Below are 23,342 nucleotides of genomic sequence, written 5' to 3'. Positions count from 1 at the left end.
CGCCGCGGCCCGCGAGGACCGCAGGGTCTGGCTGCAGCCCGAAGGCGACGGCATGTGCACCCTCTCCGCACTCCTTCCCGCCGAGACGGCCACCGCGATGTACGAGCGCGCCGACGCCCTCGCCCGCGCGGCCCGCCGCGCCGACGGCGAGGCACGCACCCTCGCCCAGCTCCGGGCGGATGCCCTCGCCCACGCGGTCCTCGGCGCCCGGGAACGCACGGCGGCGGCGCCCTCGGCGGCCGTCCCCTTCCCCGAGGAACTGCTCGCCGAGGTCAAGGCCGAGATCGTCGTCCACATCCCCCTCGCCGTCGCCCTCGGGGCCTCCGACGCCCCCGCCCTCCTGGACGGCCATGGAGCCATCGACCCGACCACCGCCCGCGCCCTCGCCGCCGCCGCGCCCACATGGCAGCGCCTCTTCACCGACGCCGAAGGCACACCCCTCGCCCTCGGACGCACCGCCTACCGGCCCCCAGCCGGGCTGCGTCGCTTCCTCCAGTACCGCGACGGCGCCTGCCGCGTCCCCGGCTGCACCCGCCCCGCCCAGAGCACCGAGGCAGACCACACCACCGAATGGCAGGACGGCGGCACCACCGACGCCGCCAACCTCGCCCTCCTGTGCCCCCAGCACCACGCCCTCAAGTCCCTCGCCCTCCACCACCTCACCCACGACCGCACCACCGAGGACGCCGATGGCACAGACGGCACGGGCACACCCGCCCCCGCCCTGATCTGGACCACCCTCCTCGGCCAGGCCCTCCCCGCCGAGCCCCTCGACCGCGCCCACGTCCTCGCCCCCAGGGCCACCGACCACCCACCACGGGGACCATCGGGCAAGCCGGCAACGCGCGGGGAACCACCGGGCACTCCGGCCCACAGCGCGGATGTCGCCGTGCGGGAGGAATCACCCCCGCCGTTCTGACCGCAGAAACTCCGGTACGCCTAAGAGCCCGCAGCCTCCCGCGGGAGCGCAGCCCGGACCTCGTCGGCGTCCGGGTACGAGGGCTGCGCGCCGTGGCGCGTGGTCGCGAGCGCGGCGGCGACCGCGGCGTAGCGGGCCGCGTCCTCGAGGCCGTCGCCTGCGGCGAGCCGGGCCGCGAGGGCGCCGGCGAACCCGTCTCCGGCGCCGGTCGTGTCCACCGTCTCCACGCCGATCGTCTCGATCTGCGCCGTCCCGTCCGGGCCGAGCACCATTCCGCCGCGCGGGCCGAGGGTCACGATCGCCCGCTCGAACCCGAGGTCCGCCAGGCCCGTCCGCACGAGGTCCCAGTCGAGGGCGCCGGACCCGCGGCCGTCCCGCCCGAGCAGCTGCCCGGCCTCCTGCGCGTTGACCAGCAGCACGTCCACGCACGCCGCGAGCTCCGCCGGGACGCTGGCGTAGGGAGAGAGGTTGAGGAGCACGAGGGCGCCCGCGCCGCGGCCGGCCCGGGCCGCGGCGAGCACCGCGGCCTGCGGCACCTCGAGGCACAGGCACACCACGGCGGAGCCCTCGAAGGCGGCGAGGGGCGGCCGCGCCGCTTCTGCGACCTCGGCGGGGCCGAGCAGGGCGTTCGCCCCCGGCACGATCACGATGCTGTTCTCGCCCTCCGCGTCGACGGTGATCCCCGCGACCCCGGTCGGCACGCCGCCGGCCGCTCGGACCGCGGAGACGTCCACGCCCGCGGCGGTGGCGGAGGCCAGGAGCAGGCGCCCGTGCGCGTCGTCGCCGACGCTCCCCACGAGCCGCACGGCGGCCCCGAGCCGCGCCGCGGCGACCGCCTGGTTCGCGCTCTTGCCGCCGGGATGGACGGCGAAGCCCGTCCCGGCGACCGTCTCGCCCGGTGCGGGCATCCGCTCCGCCGAGAAGACGAGGTCCGCGTTGAGTGATCCGACCACGACCACGGTGGAGTCCATGCGACTCATCCTAGGGTCGCCCTTCCCGGGGCGACCCTAGGACAGCGGCGGGGCGCACGACGCCGGTCCCCATCCGCCGTCGTGCGCCCCGCCGTGCGCGCTCCTTCAGGAGCGGATCAGTGCGCCGCCGCCACCTGCTGCGCGAACGCCTCGGTCATGCTGCCGACGCCGGTGACGTCGTCGTAGCCCGGCGCCGTCGCGAGGGACGAATCGTGGTCCATGCCCACCAGGTAGGTGTTGCCGCTGACCGTGCTCGAGAAGGCGACAGAGACCGGGTTGGCCGGCGGCGCGACGTCATGCTCCGCGCCTCCCGCCGCTGCGGTGTCGTAGATCGCCGGGTTCGCGAACCCGATGACCTTGTTGGCCGTGGCCTGGGCAACCGCCATCTGCGCGGCCGTCAGGGGGCTGGCGAGCGAGGTGCCGCCGTAGGTCTCGAACGCGAAGCCGCCCGTCTTGAGGACGTGGTCGTTCGTGATGGGGCTCAGGCCGATGCGGTAGCCGGTGTACGGGTCCGCCAGGGACGCGACGTCCGGCGAGACGCGGTGGCCGCCGGCCAGGGCTGCTGGCACGAGCCCGCTCTGGTAGGCGGGCTGGGCGAAGACGGCGCTCGTGCCGCCGCCGGCACCGAACCTGAACGGCCCGGGCAGGGAGCCGGCGTAGGTGAGGTTGCCCGAGGCGTCCTGCACCACGCGCTGGCGCGCGGTGCCCCAGCCGGTCTCGAACTTGTAGGTGTCATCGGCGCCCACCGCGAGGCTCGTGCCGCCCACCGCGGTCACGTACGGGGAGCTTGCGGGGAAGTCCGGCGACGCGTAGCCGAGGTTGGCCTTCTCGTCGCCCGAGTCGCCGCTGGAGAAGTACAGGCCGATGCCCTCCCCTGCCGCCTGCAGGTGGATGTTCTGCTCACCCTGGAGGGCGTCCGGGGAGAGCGCCTCGCCCACGTTGCCGTAGCTGTTGGAGACGATGTTCGCGAGGTGCCCGTCGAGGATCGTCGACATCGCGATGTCGAGGCCGCCGCCGCAGTTGAACCCGCCCACATAGAGGATGTTGGCCCCGGGTGCGAGGCCGTGCACGGCCTGGACGTCGAGGGTCTGCTCGCCCTGCCATCCGCTCGGCTGCGCGCAGAGCGCCTGGTCGAGGAACATCTGCGAGTCCGGCACGATCTGGCTGTACTGTCCGGGCGCGAGGGCGGGGACGCCGCTGGCAGCGGCCCACGTGTTGGTGTCCGACTCGATGGTCGGCGAGGCGTACGCGTCGATGATCGCGACCGTCTGGCCGGAGCCCGCGGTGCTGCTCACCGTCCCCGGCGTGGAGACGCCGTAAGCGCCCTGGAGCTGCTTCGGGGTGTACCCGCAGATGAACGTCGGGAAGCTCGTGGTGCCGTAGGCCTCCGGCAGGGTGACGCTCTTCTCGCCCCAGGAGGTGGAGCACGGCGCCGTCACCGGCGGCTGGATCGGCTTGTTGCCGTCCGGCGACGACGGGGACGCCTCACCGGAGGTGGGCGAGGCGAGGGCCGGGCGGGTCAGCAGCCGGCCCTGATCCACCGAGACCGACTGGATCGAGGCCGCGATGTCCGCGGGCACCGAAGGCGCCGTGGCCGGCCCGATGAGGGTCTGGCCCCCGAACGAGTAGTTCTGCTCGGTGGTGCTGAACACCTGGTTGATCTGGGCGACGGTGCCCCGGAAGACCACGTACAGGCGGCTCTGCGGGACGCCCATGATCACGAGGCCCTGCGCCTTGAGCCAGTTGACGGTCGCATCCACCGTGTCCTGCGTCGGGGCGTACTTCGAGATCCAGTCCCCGGGCTTGAGGTACTGGCCGTAGGCGGCGCTGTCCGGGGTCGACACTGCGTCCGCCGCAGCCTTCGCCCCGGCCAGGTCCGGGAGGTTGAAGTAGATCTCGCCCTCGACGGTCGTGTTGCTGAGCGGAATGCCGGTCTTGGTCCGCGATCCTGCCCACGAGGGGACCGAGCCGGGGAACGACTTCGAACTCTTGGGAGGGGGGTTGGGCGGCGCGGCCGCCGCACTCGTGGCGGCGAGCCCGACTGCGCTGGCCACGGCCGCGGTGACGGCCAGGACGCGCAGGGACAGCCGGTGGGAACCGTGATCTGGTGCCATGCTTCATCTCCCCTTCGGCCGGACACCCCAGTGCATCCGGCTTCGAGCGACACTAGTTGCACCGAATGCCTTACAGGGAGTGTCCAGAAGCTGGGAGTTCGCCATGAGTTGGCAGCGCGCCCGGCGGCCCGGTAGGCTTGATCCTGCGCAGGGGAGTATCCCAAGCGCTGCACACGTCAGCACGTCGGGCGCCGGAGCCCGGCCGGGTGCAGCGGCCATCCGCGGAATCGGGTGGTAGAGAGACTTGTGGCGGTTACGCCTACCTGCGAAAGGGACTTCGATGTCCGTCTCTCCCCTTGTCTGGGGCATCACCATCGTGGTGATCCTGGCCCTGCTGGCCTTCGACTACTTCTTCCACATCCGCAAGGCGCACGTTCCCACCCTCAGGGAAGCGGCCGTGTGGTCCTCCCTCTACGTGGGGGCCGCGATCGTGTTCGGCCTGCTCGTGCTCATGTTCGGCGGCCCCACGATGGGCGGCGAGTACTTCGCCGGCTTCATCACCGAGAAGGCTCTCTCGGTCGACAACCTGTTCGTGTTCCTCGTGATCATGGCCAGCTTCCGGGTGCCCCGCGAGGACCAGCAGAAGGTGGTCCTGTTCGGGATCGTCTTCGCGCTGGTGGCCCGCTCGGCGTTCATCTTCGCCGGCGTCGCACTCATCAACGCGTTCGCGTGGGTGTTCTACCTCTTCGGCATCATCCTGCTCGTCACCGCCGGAAACCTCCTCAAGAGCGAGGACTCCGGCGAGGAGGAGGCGGACAACGTCGTGATCCGCCTCGCCCGCAGGCTCCTGCGGACCTCCGAGCACTACGACGGGGACAAGCTCTTCACCGTCGAGAACGGCAAGCGTGTCCTGACCCCGATGCTCCTGGTCATGGTCGCGATCGGCGGCACGGACCTGCTGTTCGCCCTCGACTCGATCCCCGCGATCTTCGGCCTCACGCAGAACCCGTACGTCGTCTTCACGGCCACCGCGTTCTCCCTCATGGGCCTGCGCCAGCTGTTCTTCCTGCTCGACGGCCTGCTGGACCGGCTCATCTACCTCTCGTACGGGCTCGCGGCCATCCTCGCGTTCATCGGGGTGAAGCTCATCCTGCACGCTCTGCACGAGAACACGCTGCCCTTCATCAACGGCGGCGAGCACGTGGCGGTCTTCGAGATCACCACGGCCCTCTCGCTCAGCGTGATCATCGGCGTCCTCCTGGTCACGGTCCTCGCCTCGCTCTACAGCCGGGCCGGCAAGGCGCACGCGGCCGTCAACAACGCCCGGCGCCACGCGGAGAGCTACCTCGACCTCGGCTACACTGCGGACCTGGCCGAGCGCGAGCGCGTGTACCGCGCCCTCCTGGAGGAGGAGCAGGACATCCTCCGGATGGACAAGAAGTACCGCGACAAGGTCAAGGACATCGAGGCGATCCGGGCCAAGGTCGCCCAGGCCCACGAGCGGCACGCCGAGTTCACGGCGCGCTGACCCGGCGCCTCCTCACGGGACGCGACGCACGACGGCGGGCCGGTCGCCCCTGGTGACCGGCCCGCCGTCGTGCGCTGCCCGCTCACTGCCTAGACTCTGCCGTGGGAGTCCTGCCCCCGTGGACCACCGCGCTCATGCCGAAGGACGCCGCGCACCTCGTGCCGCTGCGGAAGGCCTTCCGCGAGGCCGAAGGGATGGAGGTCGACGACGTCGGCCCGGTCGCCCCCGTCCTCGGATGACCTAGCGGAGCGCTGCCCTGAGCTCGGCGAGCGAGGAGACCACGAGGTCCGGTGAGGCGAAGTAGCCCGGGTACGCCCCGCCGTCGCGGTTCACCCAGGCGGTGCGCAGTCCCGCGCGGGCGGCCCCGTGGATGTCCCAGGGGTGCACGGCGACGAGCACCATCTGATCCGGCCGGGTTCCACACGCCTGGGCCGCGTAGGCGTAGGAGGACGGGTGCGGCTTCCAGTTCGGCGCGTCCTCGACCGAGAGGAGCTTCTCGAACTCGCCGAGGATGCCGGCCGCGTCGAGGAGCTTCTCCGCTACCTTGGCCGAGCCGTTGGTGAGGGTCACAAGGCGGTGCCCCGCTGCACTCAGCGAGCGGACGGCGTCGGCCACCTCCGGGTGCAGCGGTAGGTCGCCGAGCGATCCCGCGAGGCGCCGCGCCATCTCCCCCGGCTGGGTGACGCCAGCGGCGTCAAGCAGCGGCGCGAGGATTCCCGCGCCGACCTCCGCGAAGCCCGCGGAGTCCCCGGTGGCGGCGAGGGCGAAGCCGTCGCGGAGGAGCGCGGCGAACCACTGCTTCGCGAGGTGGGCGGGCGCGCCGGCATCGGCGAAGCGCTGCCCCATCGGCGCCAGGTCGGACAGGGTCTCGTTGACGTCGAAGACGACGACGCTCGCGGCTGATGCCATGGGTCTAGCCTAGAGCCATGGCGATCGCTGTGCCCTATCTCAGCTACGCGGACGCGCCCCGGGCCATCGACTGGCTCGTACAGCTCGGGTTCTCCGTCGTAGCCCGCCAGGACGGCGCGGACGGCCGGGTGGTCCACTGCGAGCTCCGTCTCGGCGACGCGGTCCTCATGGCCGCCAGCGATGACGCGGACTACACCTTCCCGGCCCTGAGCGGGCAGTCCACGGGGGCGGGCGTCTACCTCGCGACGGACGACGTCGACGAGATGTTCAGCCGCGCACTCGCCTCCGGCGGCACTCCCGTGATCGAGCCGGAGGACACGGAGTGGGGCTCGCGCCGGGCGCGGGTGCTCGACCCCGGCGGACGCGAGTGGAGCTTCGGCTCGTACCTCCCGGGCGGCTAGGAGGGCCGGGCGACCTGCCCGAAGACCCAGCGGCGCACCCACGCGTGCATCGCGATGGCGGCCGCCGAGGCGGCGTTGATGGACCGGGTCGAGCCGAACTGCTCGATGGACAGGGTTGCCTCCGCCGCAGCGTGGACCTCTGCGGTGAGGCCGGGGCCCTCCTGCCCGAACACGAGCACGCACCGGCGCGGCAGCTCGTAGGTCTCCAGCGGCACAGAGTCCGGGAAGATGTCCACGGCGAGGATCGGCAGGTCCTCGGCGCGCGCCCATTCGACGAAGTCCTCGACACTCGGATGGTGGCGGATGTGCTGGTAGCGGTCGGTGACCATCGCCCCGCGCCGGTTCCACCGCCGTCGGCCGATGATGTGCACCTCCTGAGCGAGGAACGCGTTCGCGCTGCGCACCACGGTGCCGATGTTGAGATCGTGCTGCCAGTTCTCGATGGCCACGTGGAACTCGTGCCGGCGGGTGTCCAGCTCGGCCACGATCGCCTCGTGCCGCCAGTACCTGTACCGGTCCAAGACGTTGCGGCGGTCGCCGTGCTCGAGCAGCTCTGGGTCCCACTGCTCGCCCTCGGGCCAGGGGCCCTCCCAGGGGCCGACTCCCACCTCGTGCCCCGCCTCGCGCCCTTCGGCCACCTGATCTGCCACCGAACAAGGGTAGGACGAAATGCGGACGAGATATTGTCAACAATTTTGTGTGCACCTATGCTCATCCTCATGATTATCGACATCCACGGCCACTACACGACCGCGCCACCCGCTCTCGGGCAGTGGCGCGACCGTCAGGTCGACGCGGTCGCGCGGGGCGCCGCGGAGCCCGACCCGGCCGAGCTGCGCATCAGCGACGATGAGCTGCGCGAGAGCATCGAGGCCAACCAGCTCAAGGTCATGGACGAGCGCGGGATCGACGTCACGGTGTTCTCGCCGCGCGCCTCGTTCATGGCGCACCATATCGGCGCGTTCGGGACCTCGGCGGCGTGGGCGCGGATCTGCAACGACCTGTGCCACCGCGTCAGCGAGCTGTTCCCCGAACGGTTCGCCCCCGCCGTCATGCTTCCCCAGTCCCCCGGCGTGGAGCCGGCCACCTGCGTGGACGAGATCAAGCGCGCGGCGACGGAGCTCGGCGCCGTCGCCGTGAACCTCAACCCGGACCCCTCGGGCGGGAACTGGACCGCACCGCCGCTCACCGACCGCTCCTGGTACCCCGTCTACGAGGCGCTCGTGGAGCACGGGCTGCCGGCCATGGTCCACGTGAGCACGAGCGTGAATCCGTGCTTCCACACCACGGGCGCGCACTACCTCAACGCGGACACGACCGCGTTCATGCAGCTGCTCCAGGGCGACCTCTTCAGCGACTTCCCCGACCTCAGGCTCGTCATCCCGCACGGCGGCGGCGCCGTGCCCTACCACTGGGGGCGCTTCCGCGGCCTCGCGCAGGCGCTCGGCAAGCCGGAGCCGGAGGAGCACCTCCTCGGGAACGTCTTCTTCGACACCTGCGTCTACCACCAGCCCGGCATCGACCTCCTGCTCGAGGTCATCCCCCACCGGAACGTCCTCTTCGCCTCCGAGATGATCGGCGCCGTCCGCGGCATCGACCCCCGCACGGGGCACCACTTCGACGACACGCGCCGCTACGTCGAGGCGGCCGGCCTCTCTCCCGCGGACCTCGCCGCCGTCGAGGAGGGCAACGCGCGCCGCGTCTACCCCCGCCTCGACGCCCGCCTCGCCGCCCAGGGCCGCTGACCCGCTCGGCACCACTGCCCCACCGCACTCCCGAGGAGGACTTCAGAAGCATGTACGAGATCGGAGTCGTGCACCGCACGATCACCCGCGCCGAGCCCGCCGCGCTGAAGGCGCTCGCGCCGTTCGGCGTCGCCACCGTCCACGAGGCGATGGGCCGCACCGGACTGATGCGTCCCTACATCCGGCCCGTCTACGAGGGCGCAGCCCTCTGCGGGACCGCCGTCACCGTCCTGCTCCAGCCCGGGGACAACTGGATGTTCCACGTGGCCGTCGAGCAGCTCACCCCCGGGGACGTGCTCGTCGCCGCGTGCACCACGGAGTGCGAGGACGGATTCTTCGGCGAGCTCCTGGCCACCTCGGCCCGGGCCCACGGCTGCGCCGGGCTCGTGATCGACGGCGGCTGCCGCGACATCGACGCCCTGCGCGGCATGGACTTCCCCGTCTTCAGCCGCGCCGTCAATGCCAAGGGCACCGTCAAGGCCACCCTCGGCTCCGTCAACGTCCCCGTGGTCTGCGCCAACGCCCTCGTCCACCCCGGCGATGTTGTGGTCGCGGATGCGGACGGCGTCGTGGTGGTCCCCGCGGGCCGAGCCGCCGAGGTGGCCGAGGCGGCAGCGCGGCGCGAGGAGAACGAGGAGGGCAAGCGCGCCCGCTTCGCGGCCGGGGAGCTCGGCCTCGACATCTACGGCATGCGCGAGAAGCTCGACGCCGCCGGCCTCCGCTACCTCGACTGACGCCCGGCCGGACCGAACCCATCCTGAAAGGCCCCATGACTCCCGTCTTCGAGAAGACTCCCGGCTGGCTGGACTGGCATGCCTCCCCGTCCACGCCCGCCTTCGCCCTCCCCGCTGGCGCGGTGGACGCCCACTGCCACGTCTTCGGGCCCGGCAGCGAGTTCCCCTTCGCTCCCGAGCGCAGGTACACCCCGTGCGACGCCGGCAAGGACCAGCTCTTCGCGCTCCGCGACCGCCTCGGCGTCAGCCGCAACGTGATCGTCCAGGCCACGTGCCACGGCGCCGACAACCGCGCGATGGTGGACGCCGTCCGCTCCGCCGGCGGCCGGGCGCGCGGCGTCGCGACCGTCCGGCCGGACGTGTCCGCAGCCGAGCTCGCCCGGCTGCATGAGGCCGGCGTGCGCGGGGTGCGGTTCAACTTCCTCAAGCGCCTCGTCAGCGCGGCGCCCCGGGACGAGCTCGCCGAGATCGCGCGCAAGGTCGCCCCGCTGGGCTGGCACATCGTCATCTACTTCGAGGCAGCGGACCTTCCCGAGCTCGAGGGCTTCTTCGCCTCGCTGCCGGCCCCGCTCGTCGTGGACCACATGGGCCGCCCAGATGTCTCCCAGCCGGTGGGCGGACCCGAATTCAGCCGCTTCCTCCGCTTCGTGGAGCGCAACGAGGTCTGGGTCAAGGTCTCCTGCCCCGAGCGTCTCAGCCTCGCCGGGCCGCCCGCGCTCGACGGCGAGCGGGACGCCTACCGCGACGTCGTCCCCTTCGGGCGGCGGGTCGTGGAGGAGTTCCCCGATGCCGTCCTCTGGGGCACCGACTGGCCGCACCCCAACCTCACCGACCACATGCCCGACGACGGGCTCCTCGTGGACTTCATCCCGCACATCGCCGTGACGGCCGAGCAGCAGCACCGGCTGCTCGTCGCCAACCCCACGCGCCTCTACTGGCCAGAAGAGGCCCTCCCCGGCGAGGCCCTCTAGACCCCCGAGAATCCCAGGAAGGGCTTCAGTGCCGAATCCCAACGTCGTCAGCCGCGTCAACCGGCTGCCCATCGCCCGCTTCCATAAGATCACCCTGCTCGCCGTCTCGTTCGCCTACTTCTTCGAGTTCGCCGACACCAACACGTTCGCCACCACCGCGCCGAAGCTCATCAAGCTGTGGGGCGTGACGGTGGGGCAGATCGCCTACGTCACCTCGCTCTCCTTCGTGGGCATGTTCCTCGGCTCGCTCGCCGCCGGCTGGCTCGCCGACCGCTGGGGCCGGAAGAAGGCCCTCACGGTCACGACCCTCTGGTTCGGGGTCTTCTCGCTCGCCTCGGTCTTCTCCTGGGACGTCGTCTCGCTCGGCGCGTTCCGCGTCCTGACGTCCGCGGGCCTGTCCGCGATGACCGTGGTCGCCGTCATCTACGTCAACGAGCTCTTCCCGGCGGCCAAGCGCGGCAAGTACCAGGCCTACGCGATCGTGATCGGCATCTGCGGCACCCCTGCCACCAACCTCATCGCGAGCGCCGTGGTGCCCTTCTCCGACTGGTCCTGGCGTCTCGTGTACCTGTGGGGCGCGCTGGGGCTGCTGTTCGTCCTCTTCATCCGGCACCTCAAGGAGTCGCCCCGCTGGTACGAGAGCAAGGGCCAGCCCGAGCGCGCGGACGCCGTCCTGACCGAGATCGAGGCGATCGTCGCGGCCGAGAAGGGCCCCCTCCCGGCGCCGGCCGCGCCCGTCGAGGTGGCGCCCCAGGCCAGGGCCCATCTGCGGATGCTCCTGCAGAGGAAGTACCTCGGGCCCACCCTGCTGCTCTCGCTGCTGTGGGTCACCCAGACCATCGGCTTCTTCGGCTACTCGAGCTGGGCGCCCACGCTCCTGTCGAAGCAGGGCTTCAGCGTCGAGAGCTCCATCTTCTACGTCGCCCTCACCACGGTCGGCGCCCCGCTCGGCTCCTTCATCGCGGCCCTCGTCTCGGACCGGTGGGAGCGCAAGTGGTCGCTTGTCGTGTTCGGCACCGCCATCGCGATCAGCGGCCTGCTCTACGGCCTGACGTTCAACCCGGTCATGATCGTGGCGTTCGGGTTCCTCGTGAACATGTTCGAGCGCGGCTACACGGCCGTGGCGTACGCCTACTCACCCGAGCTGTTCGACACCCGGGCGCGGTCCCTGGGCACCGCCGTCTCCTACGGGCTGGGCCGGCTCTCCAACGCCGTGGGCCCGCTCATCATCGCTGCCCTGTACACGGGGAGCGGGTATCAGAGTGTCTTCATCTTCATTGCCGGGACCTGGCTCGTCGGGGCGCTCGCGCTGGCGCTCTTCGGGCCGAGGACCGGGGTGAGGGCGGCCGAGGCTGCGGACGGCCCGGAGAGCGTGCTCAGGCACTGAATGTTGGGACCGCGTAACCTTTCGGGGGCGCCGGACGATTACAGCGATGGAAGCCGGGCGGCACCTGTCCCCCCATCTGGTTGCGGCCCGGCTGACCCTGTCCAATGCAGCCGGGCCGGAGCCTTCCCCAGATGCTCCGACCCGGCTGCGGGCTTTCACGTCACTGGCACTTGCCCGGGTTGGCGGTGCACCACTGCTCGTACTGGGCCACGTAGCCCTGGTGCTCGGCGTAGGTCTTGGCGAACTTCGTCTCCCCCGTGTCGAGGTTGACGGTGACCCAGTACAGGTAGTCGTTCGGGGTCGGGTGCGCCGCCGCGGCCACGGCCTTGGACCCCGGCGAGCCGATCGGCCCGGGCGGGAGGCCCGGATGGACGTACGTGTTGTACGGGTTGGACGCGTCCTGCTTCTGCGTATCGGTCAGCTGCACGGTCTTCGTGCCCAGCCCGTACGTCACCGTCGCATCCGACTGGATCAGCCCGTTGGTCTGGTCATTGGGCTTGAGCCGGTTCTCGATCGCCCCGGCCACGTTCCCGTAGTCCGCCTGCCCGCCCTCGGCCTGCACGATGCTCGCCACCGTCAGGACCTGGTACTGCTGGTCCGGGTCGGTGATGCCGTCCTGCTTGAGCTCGTCCACCGTGGTCGAGACCAGCTTGGCCAGGATGTCCTTGGCCGAGGTCCCCACTGGGAACCGGTACTCCCCCGGCGCCAGGTAGCCCTCCAGGCTCTTCGCCTTCGCCGGCAGCCCGAAGTCCCCCGGCTTGGAGTTGAGCGCATCGAGGTCCTTGCGGTCCACCGAGGCAGCCTTCGCGATCGCATCGAGCGAGTCGCCCACCCGCATCCCCGCGCTCAGGGCGAAGTAGATCACCTTCGCGCTGTCCGAGCCGGCCAGGATCGCCGCCGCGTCCGAGGCCTTCATCTCCTTCTTGAACGTGTAGTCACCGGGGCTGATCTTCCCGCCGGTCCCGGCGAGGGCCCGCACGAAGGTCTCGGCGTCGGCAATGACTCCGTCCTGCTGGAGTTCCTGCGCCACGGACAGGGGGCCCGCGCCCGCGGGGACGGTCACCTGGACCTGTCCGGTGCCCGGGCCGGGATAGTCCGTGACCTTGTCCATCTTCAGGGCCGCGCGGAGGCCGAGCCCGAGCAGGATGGAGCCGGCCACAGTGAAGGCGATGACGACACCCATGGCGATGGCTGCGGTGCGGAGCGGATGCCGGGCCCGGCGGCGCTGTGCTGCCGGATCGTTCAGGGGCTTCTCGGGCGCGCCCGGGGTGGCTGTGATCGCCTCGACTCCCACGGCCGCGACCGGGTCTGCGGCAGGGGGCCTGCCCGGTCGCCTCGGGATGGTCACCGTATCAATGCTCCTAGCGCTCGTGGGCCTCAGTCCGCCCCGGGGGTAGGGCCAGCCACATGGGCCACCCGGAACTTTACCCCGCGTCCGCCACAATCAAACGCGGAAGCTGCCGGCGGCGCGTCCGCGTCATCCCACGGTGAGGGTGCCGTGCATGTCCGCGTGGTACTCACAGTGGAAGGGGTAGGTGCCGCGCGCGGCCGGGGCGGTGAAGGTGACGCTGCGGCCGGCCGGCGCCGTGACCTTGAAGGCGCCGCCGTCCGCCGTGACGGTGTGAGCCTGCGCGTCCATGTTCATGACCGTGACCGTGGCGCCGGGGCCGACAGTGCCGGGATCGGAGTAGGCCGAGGCGCTGATGTGGATGGTGACCGCCGCTGCGGAGGTGGACCCCGAGGGGCCCATGGCCATGCCCGGGTCCATCGATGCAGTCGCGGCAGGCGCGGACTGGGCCGCGCCACTGCCGGCGCTGGCGCTGCCGGGGCTGCCCATGGCAGCGCCGGAGCAGGCAGTGGCGCCCAACGATAGCGCGCTGAGGAGGAGGGCCAGGCCAGCCAGGCGTCGGCGGGAGCGTGGGGACAGTTCCATGGTCAGGGTCCTTCGGGAAGATCGGCCCGGTTCAGGCCGGGTGGCTCGAGACGAGGTGGGCGTAGACGACGGTGTTGTCCAGGTACTGGCCCGACGCCGGGTCGTAGCCGCCACAGGTGATCAGACGCAGTTCGGCCCGGTCCGCGTTGCGGTAGACCTCGACGGTGGGGAACTGGGACTTGTGGTAGACGTCGGTGCGGTCCACGACGAACACGGCTGCGGTGTGGTCGGCCCGCACCACAGTCACCTGGGCGCCGGGCGCGAGCTCGTGGAGGCGGTAGAACACGCCGATGGGTGTGCCGATGGCGTTGACGTGCCCGAGGATGACGGCGGACCCGGAGGCGCCGGGCGCGACCGACCCGGTGTACCAGCCGGCCGGAGACCCGGGTGCGCCCGGCGGAACGGCGACCTCGCCGTCGGGCTGCTTGCCCAGCTGGATCAGGGGCGTGTCCACTCCGATCGAGGGCGCTTGGAGGCGGGTGGGCGCGGAGGCGGGCAGCACCGGGCCGGAGTGGGCGGGGGGCGGGACCGCCTGTACGGACCTCCCTGCATCAGCTGATGGCGTGCTCTCCCCGCCCGCGGGGGACGGCGCGGGCGGGGAGGCAGGGGCCGTCGCGGGGACCCCCGTGGGGGCTCCGGTCTGGCCCACGGGGGCGTTCCCGTGGGCCAGACCGAGGCCGATCCCCGCGAGGCCTCCGGCGAGCAGGAGGGTGGCACCGGCGGAGGCGAGACGGCGCCCACGGCCACCGTTGGCGGCACCTTCTCTCATCGGGTCTGACCCTCCTGCTCGCACGGGGGAATCAGGCCTTGGCGGCCAGACGGCGGCGGATGCCGTAGACCCCGCCTGCAGCGGCAATCAGGCCTGCACCGGTCGCGATGAGACCCAGGTCCACTCCCTGCTGCTGTGCCGGGGCAGCGATGCCCGTCCCGGGGGCGCCGGCGGGCATCGCAGTGAGGGTGCCGCAGAGGGCGGGCGAGGTTGCCGCCAGCGGCAGCGAGGGCACCAGGTCGCTGGGCTCCTTCTGGGCTCCGGCCGGCAGGGTCGCGGGGTCCAGGCCGTGCACGACGACGACAGCCGTGCCGGACTGCAGCGATGCCAGCGTCTTCGCGTCCAGCGTGATGGTCCGCTGGTAGGTGAAGGAGGAGCCCATCCCTGCGACAGCCAGGTCGGTGCCCGCCGCGGGGCTGGTGTCACCGCTCGTGGAGAGGGTGGCGCCGATGCCCCCGTAGAACGGGGCGCCCTCGGTGGTGCTGATCACCCCGTCGCCGCTGGTGTCGGCCGAGGGTCCGGGACAGGTGCCCTTGGCGCCGATGTGGATGTGCTGGACGTGCGGGTAGGGCTTGCCGTTGAAGGTCGCGGCGAGACCCGAGACCTTCTCGGTCACGGTGGCCTGGTTTCCGTTCAGCGTGATCATGGCCGTGCCCGAGGCATTGGAGCCGTTGATGGCCCCCAGGTTCGCCTGGTACGTGGTGCTGTCCGCCGCCAGGGCCGGGCTCGTGGAGAGGGCCATGGCCCCGAGGGCGAGGGCCGGGGCGATCAGGAAGGCAGATTTCTTCATGATGGTGATTCCTCCATGCTCGTTGTCGCGTCGCCGGCCCCGAGTGGCGCCGGTCGCCGGGCTCTGGAACTGTCCGACAGCAACTGTTCGGAGTGGTCCGGATCACGGATTGGACCGGTGCGGGGCCGCCTGCTCATTCGCTCCAGCACGCCAGCACGTCGGTGGCGATCTGGTAGGCGAGGGAGCTCCGGGAGACGCCGTGGGGGCCCACTGGCTCCTTCAGGCCCGTGGCGTCCACGGTGAGGGTGAAGCTGTCCTTCGCGAAGGCCACGGTTCCCGCGGGACTCTGGTAGCCGGGCAGGCCGAGGTTCGCCAGCCCCTCGATCGGGGCAGCGCTGGGCATCACCGCGATCGCGCTGTGGGCGGCGGCGCGGGCCGCCGCCGGATCCGGGGATTCCTGGACGGCGAGCACCAGCGCGCCCGAGGGGAGCCGGTAGGTGCAGGTGTAGCGGCCGCCGGCCCACGTCGAGGACGGTGACGGGTCGGCGGGCAGCGCCAGGATCTGGGCGATCTTCGCCCTGATCTCCTGCCCGCACACCATTGCCGCCGCCGATGACGGGCCTGCCGGCGAGGCGGAAGAGGAGGGTGCCGCAGCGGACTGCTGCGCTGCCTCCCGCGGCGCAGGTGCGCCCTGGGCGGACGCGCAGCCGCTCATCATCAGCGCCGCGCAACTGAGCGCGGCCAGGCGGCGAACAAGGCGTGCGCCCATCGTCGTGTCCCTTCCCTCCGCCGGCGTCGCCCCGCGACCTCGGCACCATGGTTGCTGCTGCTCCATCATTCGGAGCCGGCCCCCGCGCGGACTGGCGATGAACCGGATCGCCGCGCACGGCGTCTCATGGGCAGCGGCAGACAGCCGCCGGATCAGGGAAGGCGACACCATGAACAAGCGAGCAGCACTCTTCTTGGCCGCTGCATCGGCGGCCTCCGCCCTCGCCCTCGCCGGCTGCGGCGGTGGGAGCGGCAGCACGGGCTCGTCGAGCGCCCCTGCAGCGGCGCCCGCCACATCGTCGTCGGCGCCCGGCTCGTCGGCGTCGGCCGAGGTCGAGACGCTCAAGACCGCGACCGTGGCGGGCCACACCGTCGTCGTCGACGGCGAGGGCAAGGCCGTCTACGTGTACACCCGGGACAACCCGGGCGCGACCGCGAGCGCCTGCACCGGCGGGTGCGCCTCCCTCTGGCCCGCCGTGACCAGCGTCGGCGCGCCGACGCTCCAGGGCGTGACCGGGAAGATCGGCAGCATCACCGGCGTGAACGGCAAGCAGCAGATCACGGTCAACGGGATGCCCATCTACTACTACGCCAAGGACACGGCGCCCGGACAGTTCAACGGCCAGGGCGTCGCCAACGTGTGGTACGTGATCGGCGCCGACGGGACCATGATCCAGACTCCGCTGGCCTCGACGGCCGCGAGCACGGGCGGGTACTAGGCCGGTGAAGGCGCCCGCTCAGGCGCCGTAGACCGTCACCGCCGCGGCCTTCGCGACGAGCACGACGGCGGCGCCCGGGGCCAGGTCGAGCTCGGCGGCCGCCGCCGGGGTCAGGTCCGCGACGAGGGCGTGGCCCCCGGCGCCGCAGTGCACCCGCACCTGGGCGCCGCGCGGCTCGAGCTCGCGGACGACGCCGCGCCATGCGTTCCGCGGGGACCCGTGCGGCACGCCGGGCTCCCCGCCCGGGGCCGTGGGGACCGGGTACAGGGCCACGTCGGCGGGCCGGAACACGGCGACGCCCGCCTCGCCCGGGCGCGGCGGCTCCACCCCGTCCGGGACCGTGCCCGAGACCTCGCCGAGCCCGTCGACGCTGAGCCGGCCGGGCGGCGTCGTGCGCCCGGACGCGGCGCGCCCCTCGACGAAATTGAGCCCGGCGAGGCCGGCGGCGAAGCGGCTGCGCGGCCGGTCGAGCAGCTCGGCCGTGGGCCCGGACTCGGCGACGCGGCCGGCCTCGAGGACCACGACCCGGTCGGCGAGCAGGTGCGCGTCGAGAGGCTCGTGCGTGACCACGAGCGCGGTGCGGTCGGCGAGCACGCGGCGCAGGAGCCGGCGCAGCGCGGGGGCGGCGGCGACGTCGAGCGCGGCGAACGGCTCATCGAGCAGGAGGACCCGGGGCTCGGCCGCGAGCGCCCGGGCGATCGCGACGCGCTGCGCCTGGCCTCCCGAGAGCTCGGCGGGGCGGCGCCCGGCCAGCTCCTCCGCCTCGACCTCGCGCAGCCATCGGCCGGCAGCGGCGCGGGCCTCGGCCCGTGGGGTGCCGGCGGCCCGCGGCGCGAACGCGACGTTCTCGAGCACGCTCAGGTGCGGGAAGAGCAGCGGCTCCTGGGCCAGCAGCGCGACCCCGCGCTGGTGCGGGGGGACCCAGGCGCCGCGGGCCTCGGCGAGGACCCGGCCAGCGAGCGTGACACTGCCGGTGTCCGGCCGCAGCAGCCCCGCGCACAGCCCGAACAGCGTCGACTTCCCGGCCCCGTTCGGGCCCATGACCGCGACCGTCTCGCCCTCCCCGACCGCGAGGGCGAGCCGGACGCCGCGGGCGGCCAGGCCGGCGTCGACCGTCAGGGGGCCTCCCGAGCCCCCGGTCACCGCGTGCCCCCGGCCCGGCGGCCGTAGGCGAGGCCCACCACGGCGGCGGCGACGGCGACGAGCACGAGCGCGAGGGCCACGGCGGCGTCGGGATCCGTCTCGCGCTGCAGGTAGACCTCGAGCGGCAGGGTCCGGGTGACCCCCTGGAGGCTGCCGGCGAACGTGAGGGTGGCACCGAATTCGCCGAGCGAGCGGGCGAAGGCGAGCACGAGCCCGGAGGCCAGGCCTGGCAGCACGAGCGGGAGCGTGACGCGGCGGAACGTGCGGGTGGGGGACGCGCCGAGGGTCGCGGCCACGGCCTCGTAGCGGCCGCCCGCGGTGCGCAGCGCCCCCTCGAGGGAGACCACGAGGAAGGGCAGCGACACGAAGGCCTGCGCCATGACCACGGCCGTGGTGGTGAAGGCGACCTGCACGCCGAGCACGTCGAGCCAGCGCCCCACGAGCCCCAGCCGGCCGAACGTGTACAGGAGGGCGAGGCCGCCCACCACGGGAGGCAGCACGAGCGGCAGGAGCACGAGGGCCCGGAGCCACCGCAGCCCGGGGACGCCGCCGCGGGCCAGGGCCATGGCCATCGGCACCCCGAGCACGAGCACGAGGGCGGTGCTCGCCGCGGCCGTCACCAGGCTCAGCCGCAGCGCCGCGAGGGACGCGTCCGAGGTGACCAGCGGGATGAAGTGCGGCCAGTCCACGCGGGCGAGGATCCCGGCGAGGGGAACGACCACGAACAGCGCCCCGACCGCCGCGGGCACCCAGAGCCAGCCCGGGAGCCCGGTGAACCCGCGGGAGCTGACCTTCAGGAGGTGCCCCCCAGACGGTCCCTGCGCTGAGGGGTCATGTCCCTGCGTTGAGGGGTCAGGGCGCGCCGAAGCCGGCATCCGCGAGCACCTTCCGTCCCTCGGGGCCCGCGACGTAGTCGGCGAACTCGCGGGCGAGCTCCTTGTCCTTCCCGTCGCGCAGCACGGCGATCGGGTAGCGGTTCACCGCGGAGCCGGCCTCGGGGAACGGCACCGCGGCGACCTTCCCGCCGGCGCCGCGCGCATCCGTGACGTACACGAGCCCGGCATCGGCCTCCCCGGAGATCACCTTCCCGAGGACGTCGGTCACGTTGGACTCCTGCGACACCGGGGCGAGGGCCACGCGGGCGGACGTCGCGGCCGCCTGCGCCGCGGCCCCGCACGGCACCTGCGGCGCGCAGTCGACGAGCTTGAGCCCGGGCCGGGCGAGGTCCGCCAGTCCCCTGATCCCCGCGGGGTTCCCGGGCCGCACGGCGATGGTGAGCACGTTGGTGGCGAAGTCCGCGGGGGCGCCGTCGGCCAGCCCGGCCCCGGTGACCTTGTCCATGGTCGCGGTGTCCGCGGAGGCGAAGAGGTCCGCGGGGGCCCCGTTGGCGATCTGCGCCGCGAGGTCCGAGGACCCCGCGAAGCTGAACGCCACCCGGGTCCCGGGGTGCGCGGCCTCGAACTGCTGCCCGATCGCGCTGAAGCTCTTCTTCAGGGATGCGGCGGCGAACACCGTGAGGGTGCGGCCCCCGCCGTTGCCGGACGACGACGCCGGGCCGCCCGCCGCCGTCGTCCCCCCGCACGCCGTCAGCAGCGCCACCGCGAGGAGTCCGGCCAGCGCCGCGGCCGCGCGCCTCACAGGGCCCTCCCGCCCAGGGTCTCGACGATCACGGTGGTGGCCTTGACCACCGCGGTGGCCACGGACCCGGGCTCGAGCCCGAGCTCCCGCACGGCCTCCGAGCTCATGAGCGAGACGACGCGGTGGGGTCCGCACTGCAGCTCCACCTGGGCCATGACCGTGTCCACCGTCACGGCGGTCACGAGGCCGACGAACTGGTTCCGGGCCGAGCGCCCCACCCCCGAGGGGTCCGATGGGGCGGCCGCGATGGCCCGGGCGTGCGCGGCGAGCTCGGCGCCGTCCACCGCCGCCCGGCCGGACTCGTCCTTGTGGGCCGTCAGTGTGCCGGAGTCGACCCAGCGGCGCACGGTGTCGTCAGAGACGCCGGTGAGCCGGGCGGCGTCGGCAATGCGGAGCAGTCCCATGGGGGCAGTCTACGGGCCGGGTTCCGCATCTGCGGAGGAAGAGCCCACCAGAAGGTCGCAACTGCGGAAATGGAGTTGAATAGACCGGCGAGATGGAAGACTGAGGGTGCGTCCGCCGTCGTGCGCGCACCCTCCCCCCGACCCGAGGAGCGTTTCATGAGCGAGTCCCCCGACGTCGAGCCGACGCAGCCCGCCGGCCCGGTGGTCTACCGCAGCGGCCAGGAGATCGAATGCTGGCTGACGGACATGGACGGCGTGCTCGTCCACGAGAACCATCCGGTCCCCGGCGCCGCCGAGCTCATCCAGCGGTGGGTGGACACCTCCCGCCGCTTCCTGGTCCTCACGAACAACTCGATCTACACCCCGCGCGACCTCGCCGCCCGCCTCGCCTCCTCGGGCCTGAGCATCCCCGAGGAGAACATCTGGACCTCGGCGCTGGCCACGGCGGTGTTCCTCAAGGACCAGATGCCCGGGGCGCGGATCTACGTGATCGGCGAGGCCGGGCTCACCACGGCGCTGCACGAGGCAGGCATGATCCTCACCGACCAGGACCCGGACTACGTGGTGCTCGGCGAGACGCGCACGTACTCGTTCAACGCGATCACCACCGCCATCCGCCTCATCCTCGACGGCGCCCGCTTCATCGCCACCAACCCCGATGCCACGGGCCCCTCGCGCGACGGCGTGCTCCCGGCCACGGGAGCGATCGCCGCGCTCATCAGCAAGGCCACGGGCCGCACGCCCTACACCATCGGCAAGCCGAACCCCATGATGTTCCGCTCGGCCATGAACCAGATCGACGCCCATTCGGAGACCACGGCCATGATCGGGGACCGGATGGACACCGACATCATCGCGGGCATGGAGGCCGGGCTGCACACCGTGCTCGTCCTCTCCGGCATCACACGGCGCGAGGACATCGCCGCCTACCCGTTCCGTCCCAACCAGATCCTCAGCTCCGTCAAGGACCTCCTGCAGCAGCTCTAGTGTCTGGCCGGTCACTCCTGGGTGTCCGCAACGAGACAGCCCCAGACGGAATGCGCATGCATCGCGGCGCGCTGCACTGAACGGTTGACAATCCAGCGAAGACAGAGGAGATCGACATGGCACAGTTCACCGACAGGGTAGCCCTCGTCACGGGCGGCGGCTCGGGTCTCGGCGAGGCGATCGGGAAGGAGCTCGCGGCCAAGGGCGCGAGCGTGGTCCTGACCGACATCAACCTCGAAGCAGCCCAGCGAGTGGCCCAGGAGATCACCGATGCCGGCGGGACGGCGTCCGCCTTCCGGGCCGACACGGCGAAGAAGGAAGACGCCGAGAAGTCGGTCCAGTTCGCCGTGGAGACGTACGGCAAGCTGAACTACGCCGTCAACAACGCCGGGATCGGCGGGAAGAACGCGCCTACCGGCGAGCTCGACCTGGACGACTGGGACAAGGTCATCGACATCAACCTCAACGGCGTGCTGTACGGGATGCGCTACCAGATCCCCGAGATGCTCAAGGCCGGCGCCGCGGAGAGCGCGATCGTCAACATGGCTTCGATCCACGGGATGGTCGCGGCGCTCGGCAACAGCGCGTACACCGCCGCCAAGCACGGCGTGGTGGGCGTGACCAAGAATGCCGCCGCGGAGTACGGCCCGCAGGGGCTGCGGATCAACGCCGTGGGCCCCGGCTACATCCAGACCCCGCTGCTCGAGAACAACCTGTCCGCAGAGGTCATGGAGGCCCTCAAGGCCAAGCATGTCCTGGGCCGGCTCGGGCGCCCCGAGGAGGTCGCCCACGTCGTGACGTTCCTCCTGTCCGAGGATGCCTCGTTCGTCACGGGCGGCTACTACCTCATCGACGGCGGCTACACGGCCGTCTGAGCCGCGCGCACGACGGCGGCCGGTCACCCCATGCGGGTGGCCGGCCGCTTCACCTGTGCCCCCTACCCCGCCCCGCCGCCAGCGGCCCCCACTCTCAGGGGCAGCGGCAGGAGCTGGGGCAGCAGACGGTTGAGGACGCGGTTGTAGACGATGCCGCTCCACTGCGGGCTCGCGTGGGCCGGGAAGGCCCCGATGGTCTGCAGGTCCGAGCTGACCAGGTTCTTCGCGAACAGCCGCTCCCACCGCGACCGGGCCGAGGAGTAGTCCACGGTCTGGTCTCCCGGGTTGCCGATGAACGCCATCTGCGCCGTGCCGAGCGAGTCGGTGAACCGGGTGGCGTCCCACTGGTAGATGTACTCCGACTCGCTCTGGATGAGCACGCTCGAGGGCGCGAGCGGCGAGAGCTGCTCGAGCGTCTGGTTCACGATCTGGCCCCACGTCCGCTCGTTCTTGTTCACCACCCGCTCGCCGAACTCGTAACCGCCGCGCACCACGGACGGTATCCGGATCCCGAGGTCGTACAGGTACACGACCGAGTCGAACCAGCCCTGGTCGAGGACGTCGAACTTCGAGGCCGGCGTCGAGTCGAGGAGGATCACCTCGACCTGGAGGCCGTCCTCGGCGAGCAGCCTCGAGGCGGCCTCGACCGCGACCATCCCGCCGAACGAGTGCCCGTAGAAGTACAGGGTGCGCAGGCGCCGCTGGCGGATGTAGACCCGCAGGGTGTCCAGGATCTCGTCCAGATCGAGGCCCAGGTTGGAGTAGCCGATCGCGGCGAGCTGCCCCCGCTCCGAGAGGGAGGACCGCAGGGAGGCGAGGATGATCCTCGCCTCCTCCCAGCTCGTCTTGTAGCCGGGGAACAGGATCCAGGAGGTGCCGGGGAAACGCTCCCGCGCGGCGTCGTCCGCGAGGTCGAGCAGGACCGTCTGGCGGCGCCGGCTCTGCACCTCGCGGGTGACGAACATGTCCGCGGCGAGCAGCGCGGAGGCGGTCGCGCCGCCGAAGAAGGCACGGCGGGAGAAGGCCTTGACCCGCAGAGCGGCCCGGAGCAGAGCCGGGTCCACGGATGGTCCCCCCACGTCGCTGCCCGGGCCTGGTCCCTCAGTCGAGACCGAGCTCGTCCTTTCCGAAGGCGTAGAGGTAGGGCACACCGGCCTCGGCCTCGATGCGCTCCTTCGCGCCCGTGGCGCGGTCCACGATGACGGCCACCGCGGTCACCTCCCCGCCCGCGTTGCGCACGCCCTCGACGGCCGCGAGCGCCGAGCCGCCGGTGGTCGAGGTGTCCTCGAGCACCACGACCTTGCGGCCCTCCACGCCAGGTCCCTCGACCTGCCGGCCCATGCCGTAGGACTTCTGCGCCTTGCGCACCACGAAGGCGTCCACAGCGCGGCCGGCCTCGCGGGCCGCGTGCATGAGGGCGGTGCCCACCGGATCGGCGCCCATCGTGAGCCCGCCCGCGGCGTCCATCTGGACCCCCGCGCGGTCGATCAGGTCCAGCATGACCTGGCCCACGAGCTGGCTCGCCTCGTGGTGCAGGGTGATGCGGCGCAGGTCCACGTAGTAGTCCGCTTCCTTGCCGCTCGAGAGGGTCACCTTGCCCCGCACCACGGCGAGCTCCTTGATGAGCTCCAGCAGGCGGGCGCGGGCGGCAGCGGTGTCGGCGGGTTCGGCGTCAGTCATGGCACCGATTCTAGTGGCGGTGCCGGGCGAGCCGCCGACGTCACCCCGTCGAGGCGCGACGTCACCCCAGGGCCTTC

The 23,342-nt window shown here is 72.1% G+C and carries 26 protein-coding genes; 11 read left to right on the top strand and 15 right to left on the bottom strand.

Annotated features, from left to right (window positions below):
- The coding region (locus ACVWWH_RS06230; RefSeq protein ID WP_457316003.1) for a DUF222 domain-containing protein at positions 1 to 919 on the top strand (919 nt) is incomplete at its 5' end.
- 20 nt (positions 920 to 939) lie between these two features.
- Here ACVWWH_RS06230 and ACVWWH_RS06225 read toward each other — a convergent pair.
- Both ACVWWH_RS06225 and ACVWWH_RS06220 read right to left on the bottom strand, forming a co-directional pair.
- Positions 940 to 1,890, bottom strand: coding sequence for a ribokinase (locus ACVWWH_RS06225; RefSeq protein WP_457316002.1), 951 nt, complete (start codon positions 1,888 to 1,890; stop codon positions 940 to 942).
- 116 nt (positions 1,891 to 2,006) lie between these two features.
- On the bottom strand, positions 2,007 to 4,004 hold the full coding sequence (locus tag ACVWWH_RS06220) for a S53 family peptidase (protein WP_084249239.1): 1,998 nt from the start codon (positions 4,002 to 4,004) through the stop codon (positions 2,007 to 2,009).
- 280 nt (positions 4,005 to 4,284) lie between these two features.
- Here ACVWWH_RS06220 and ACVWWH_RS06215 point away from each other — a divergent pair, with 280 nt between their 5' ends.
- Positions 4,285 to 5,472 (top strand): TerC family protein, encoded by a 1,188-nt coding sequence (locus ACVWWH_RS06215; protein ID WP_066494788.1) that lies wholly within the window; start codon positions 4,285 to 4,287, stop codon positions 5,470 to 5,472.
- Positions 5,473 to 5,573: 101 nt separating this feature from the next.
- Complete coding sequence (locus tag ACVWWH_RS06210) at positions 5,574 to 5,711, top strand: DUF1905 domain-containing protein (protein WP_457316001.1); 138 nt, start codon at positions 5,574 to 5,576, stop codon at positions 5,709 to 5,711.
- 1 nt (position 5,712) lies between these two features.
- Here the strand turns inward: ACVWWH_RS06210 and ACVWWH_RS06205 are convergent, their stop codons facing one another.
- A complete protein-coding gene (locus tag ACVWWH_RS06205; protein WP_457316000.1) occupies positions 5,713 to 6,381 on the bottom strand; it encodes a haloacid dehalogenase type II in 669 nt (222 codons plus the stop codon).
- Positions 6,382 to 6,398: 17 nt separating this feature from the next.
- Here ACVWWH_RS06205 and ACVWWH_RS06200 point away from each other — a divergent pair, with 17 nt between their 5' ends.
- Positions 6,399 to 6,782 carry a VOC family protein gene (locus tag ACVWWH_RS06200; RefSeq protein WP_457315999.1) on the top strand — a complete coding sequence of 128 codons (384 nt, stop codon included), beginning with the start codon at positions 6,399 to 6,401 and terminating at the stop codon, positions 6,780 to 6,782.
- On the opposite strand, the gene ACVWWH_RS06195 is transcribed toward ACVWWH_RS06200, so the two are convergent.
- Positions 6,779 to 7,432 carry a TrmH family RNA methyltransferase gene (locus ACVWWH_RS06195; protein ID WP_457315998.1) on the bottom strand — a complete coding sequence of 218 codons (654 nt, stop codon included), beginning with the start codon at positions 7,430 to 7,432 and terminating at the stop codon, positions 6,779 to 6,781. The genes ACVWWH_RS06200 and ACVWWH_RS06195 overlap by 4 nt on opposite strands.
- Positions 7,433 to 7,501: 69 nt before the next feature.
- Here ACVWWH_RS06195 and ACVWWH_RS06190 point away from each other — a divergent pair, with 69 nt between their 5' ends.
- Genes ACVWWH_RS06190 through ACVWWH_RS06175 form a run of 4 tightly spaced genes read left to right on the top strand, consistent with a single transcriptional unit; the run spans position 7,502 to position 11,619 of the window.
- Positions 7,502 to 8,527 carry an amidohydrolase family protein gene (locus tag ACVWWH_RS06190; RefSeq protein ID WP_457315997.1) on the top strand — a complete coding sequence of 342 codons (1,026 nt, stop codon included), beginning with the start codon at positions 7,502 to 7,504 and terminating at the stop codon, positions 8,525 to 8,527.
- A 50-nt stretch (positions 8,528 to 8,577) separates the two neighbouring features.
- Positions 8,578 to 9,261 carry a 4-carboxy-4-hydroxy-2-oxoadipate aldolase/oxaloacetate decarboxylase gene (ligK, locus tag ACVWWH_RS06185; RefSeq protein ID WP_457315996.1) on the top strand — a complete coding sequence of 228 codons (684 nt, stop codon included), beginning with the start codon at positions 8,578 to 8,580 and terminating at the stop codon, positions 9,259 to 9,261.
- Between the two features lie 35 nt (positions 9,262 to 9,296).
- Complete coding sequence (locus ACVWWH_RS06180; RefSeq protein WP_457315995.1) at positions 9,297 to 10,232, top strand: amidohydrolase family protein; 936 nt, start codon at positions 9,297 to 9,299, stop codon at positions 10,230 to 10,232.
- 28 nt (positions 10,233 to 10,260) lie between these two features.
- Positions 10,261 to 11,619, top strand: coding sequence for an MFS transporter (locus ACVWWH_RS06175; protein ID WP_457315994.1), 1,359 nt, complete (start codon positions 10,261 to 10,263; stop codon positions 11,617 to 11,619).
- Between the two features lie 160 nt (positions 11,620 to 11,779).
- Here the strand turns inward: ACVWWH_RS06175 and mltG are convergent, their stop codons facing one another.
- The 5 genes from mltG to ACVWWH_RS06150 form a co-directional block, all read right to left on the bottom strand.
- Entirely contained in the window at positions 11,780 to 12,967 is a 1,188-nt protein-coding gene (gene mltG, locus ACVWWH_RS06170; RefSeq protein WP_457315993.1) for an endolytic transglycosylase MltG, read from the bottom strand.
- A 129-nt stretch (positions 12,968 to 13,096) separates the two neighbouring features.
- Positions 13,097 to 13,552: a cupredoxin domain-containing protein gene (locus ACVWWH_RS06165; protein WP_457315992.1), complete on the bottom strand. Its 456-nt coding sequence runs from the start codon at positions 13,550 to 13,552 to the stop codon at positions 13,097 to 13,099.
- Positions 13,553 to 13,583: 31 nt separating this feature from the next.
- Positions 13,584 to 14,321, bottom strand: coding sequence for a class F sortase (locus ACVWWH_RS06160; RefSeq protein WP_457315991.1), 738 nt, complete (start codon positions 14,319 to 14,321; stop codon positions 13,584 to 13,586).
- A gap of 31 nt (positions 14,322 to 14,352) precedes the next feature.
- Positions 14,353 to 15,111 (bottom strand): hypothetical protein, encoded by a 759-nt coding sequence (locus ACVWWH_RS06155; RefSeq protein ID WP_066494775.1) that lies wholly within the window; start codon positions 15,109 to 15,111, stop codon positions 14,353 to 14,355.
- 133 nt (positions 15,112 to 15,244) lie between these two features.
- Complete coding sequence (locus ACVWWH_RS06150) at positions 15,245 to 15,652, bottom strand: hypothetical protein (RefSeq protein WP_457315990.1); 408 nt, start codon at positions 15,650 to 15,652, stop codon at positions 15,245 to 15,247.
- 337 nt (positions 15,653 to 15,989) lie between these two features.
- Here ACVWWH_RS06150 and ACVWWH_RS06145 point away from each other — a divergent pair, with 337 nt between their 5' ends.
- Positions 15,990 to 16,538, top strand: a complete 549-nt coding sequence (locus tag ACVWWH_RS06145) for a COG4315 family predicted lipoprotein (RefSeq protein WP_457315989.1) — start codon at positions 15,990 to 15,992, stop codon at positions 16,536 to 16,538.
- Positions 16,539 to 16,556: 18 nt separating this feature from the next.
- Here the strand turns inward: ACVWWH_RS06145 and ACVWWH_RS06140 are convergent, their stop codons facing one another.
- Genes ACVWWH_RS06140 through ACVWWH_RS06125 form a run of 4 tightly spaced genes read right to left on the bottom strand, consistent with a single transcriptional unit; the run spans position 16,557 to position 19,723 of the window.
- The gene (locus ACVWWH_RS06140) at positions 16,557 to 17,681 is read right to left on the bottom strand and encodes a sulfate/molybdate ABC transporter ATP-binding protein (RefSeq protein ID WP_457315988.1); all 1,125 of its coding nucleotides are present in this window, start codon (positions 17,679 to 17,681) and stop codon (positions 16,557 to 16,559) included.
- Positions 17,678 to 18,556: an ABC transporter permease gene (locus tag ACVWWH_RS06135; protein WP_457315987.1), complete on the bottom strand. Its 879-nt coding sequence runs from the start codon at positions 18,554 to 18,556 to the stop codon at positions 17,678 to 17,680. Before ACVWWH_RS06135 ends, ACVWWH_RS06140 begins: the two co-directional genes overlap by 4 nt.
- Positions 18,534 to 19,319, bottom strand: coding sequence for a molybdate ABC transporter substrate-binding protein (gene modA, locus ACVWWH_RS06130; protein ID WP_457315986.1), 786 nt, complete (start codon positions 19,317 to 19,319; stop codon positions 18,534 to 18,536). The genes ACVWWH_RS06135 and modA overlap by 23 nt, the downstream gene beginning before the upstream one ends.
- Entirely contained in the window at positions 19,316 to 19,723 is a 408-nt protein-coding gene (locus ACVWWH_RS06125) for a TOBE domain-containing protein (protein ID WP_457315985.1), read from the bottom strand. Before ACVWWH_RS06125 ends, modA begins: the two co-directional genes overlap by 4 nt.
- A gap of 156 nt (positions 19,724 to 19,879) precedes the next feature.
- On the opposite strand from ACVWWH_RS06125, the gene ACVWWH_RS06120 reads away from it, so the two are divergent.
- Positions 19,880 to 20,710, top strand: a complete 831-nt coding sequence (locus tag ACVWWH_RS06120; protein ID WP_066494768.1) for an HAD-IIA family hydrolase — start codon at positions 19,880 to 19,882, stop codon at positions 20,708 to 20,710.
- Positions 20,711 to 20,826: 116 nt separating this feature from the next.
- Positions 20,827 to 21,585, top strand: coding sequence for an SDR family NAD(P)-dependent oxidoreductase (locus ACVWWH_RS06115; RefSeq protein ID WP_457315984.1), 759 nt, complete (start codon positions 20,827 to 20,829; stop codon positions 21,583 to 21,585).
- Between the two features lie 62 nt (positions 21,586 to 21,647).
- Here the strand turns inward: ACVWWH_RS06115 and ACVWWH_RS06110 are convergent, their stop codons facing one another.
- Together ACVWWH_RS06110 and pyrE are read right to left on the bottom strand one after the other, a co-directional pair.
- A complete protein-coding gene (locus tag ACVWWH_RS06110) occupies positions 21,648 to 22,649 on the bottom strand; it encodes a thioesterase domain-containing protein (RefSeq protein ID WP_457315983.1) in 1,002 nt (333 codons plus the stop codon).
- 37 nt (positions 22,650 to 22,686) lie between these two features.
- Complete coding sequence (gene pyrE / locus ACVWWH_RS06105; RefSeq protein WP_457315982.1) at positions 22,687 to 23,265, bottom strand: orotate phosphoribosyltransferase; 579 nt, start codon at positions 23,263 to 23,265, stop codon at positions 22,687 to 22,689.
- Positions 23,266 to 23,342: the final 77 nt, after the last annotated feature.

The sequence above is a fragment of the Sinomonas sp. RB5 genome (genome assembly GCF_054063535.1).
This window is presented reverse-complemented; position numbering and strand designations above follow the sequence as displayed.

Coding starts and splice junctions, on each gene's coding strand:
- ACVWWH_RS06225 (WP_457316002.1), bottom strand. CDS start 1,890: ATGGACTCCACCGTGGTCGTGGTCGGATCACTCAACGCGGACCTCGTC.
- ACVWWH_RS06160 (WP_457315991.1), bottom strand. CDS start 14,321: ATGAGAGAAGGTGCCGCCAACGGTGGCCGTGGGCGCCGTCTCGCCTCC.
- ACVWWH_RS06120 (WP_066494768.1), top strand. CDS start 19,880: ATGAGCGAGTCCCCCGACGTCGAGCCGACGCAGCCCGCCGGCCCGGTG.
- ACVWWH_RS06135 (WP_457315987.1), bottom strand. CDS start 18,556: ATGCCGGCTTCGGCGCGCCCTGACCCCTCAACGCAGGGACATGACCCC.
- ACVWWH_RS06215 (WP_066494788.1), top strand. CDS start 4,285: ATGTCCGTCTCTCCCCTTGTCTGGGGCATCACCATCGTGGTGATCCTG.
- ACVWWH_RS06200 (WP_457315999.1), top strand. CDS start 6,399: ATGGCGATCGCTGTGCCCTATCTCAGCTACGCGGACGCGCCCCGGGCC.
- ACVWWH_RS06145 (WP_457315989.1), top strand. CDS start 15,990: ATGAACAAGCGAGCAGCACTCTTCTTGGCCGCTGCATCGGCGGCCTCC.
- ACVWWH_RS06165 (WP_457315992.1), bottom strand. CDS start 13,552: ATGGAACTGTCCCCACGCTCCCGCCGACGCCTGGCTGGCCTGGCCCTC.
- pyrE (WP_457315982.1), bottom strand. CDS start 23,265: ATGACTGACGCCGAACCCGCCGACACCGCTGCCGCCCGCGCCCGCCTG.
- ACVWWH_RS06190 (WP_457315997.1), top strand. CDS start 7,502: ATGATTATCGACATCCACGGCCACTACACGACCGCGCCACCCGCTCTC.
- ligK (WP_457315996.1), top strand. CDS start 8,578: ATGTACGAGATCGGAGTCGTGCACCGCACGATCACCCGCGCCGAGCCC.
- ACVWWH_RS06115 (WP_457315984.1), top strand. CDS start 20,827: ATGGCACAGTTCACCGACAGGGTAGCCCTCGTCACGGGCGGCGGCTCG.
- ACVWWH_RS06150 (WP_457315990.1), bottom strand. CDS start 15,652: ATGGTGTGCGGGCAGGAGATCAGGGCGAAGATCGCCCAGATCCTGGCG.
- ACVWWH_RS06125 (WP_457315985.1), bottom strand. CDS start 19,723: ATGGGACTGCTCCGCATTGCCGACGCCGCCCGGCTCACCGGCGTCTCT.
- ACVWWH_RS06220 (WP_084249239.1), bottom strand. CDS start 4,004: ATGGCACCAGATCACGGTTCCCACCGGCTGTCCCTGCGCGTCCTGGCC.
- ACVWWH_RS06155 (WP_066494775.1), bottom strand. CDS start 15,111: ATGAAGAAATCTGCCTTCCTGATCGCCCCGGCCCTCGCCCTCGGGGCC.
- ACVWWH_RS06180 (WP_457315995.1), top strand. CDS start 9,297: ATGACTCCCGTCTTCGAGAAGACTCCCGGCTGGCTGGACTGGCATGCC.
- ACVWWH_RS06205 (WP_457316000.1), bottom strand. CDS start 6,381: ATGGCATCAGCCGCGAGCGTCGTCGTCTTCGACGTCAACGAGACCCTG.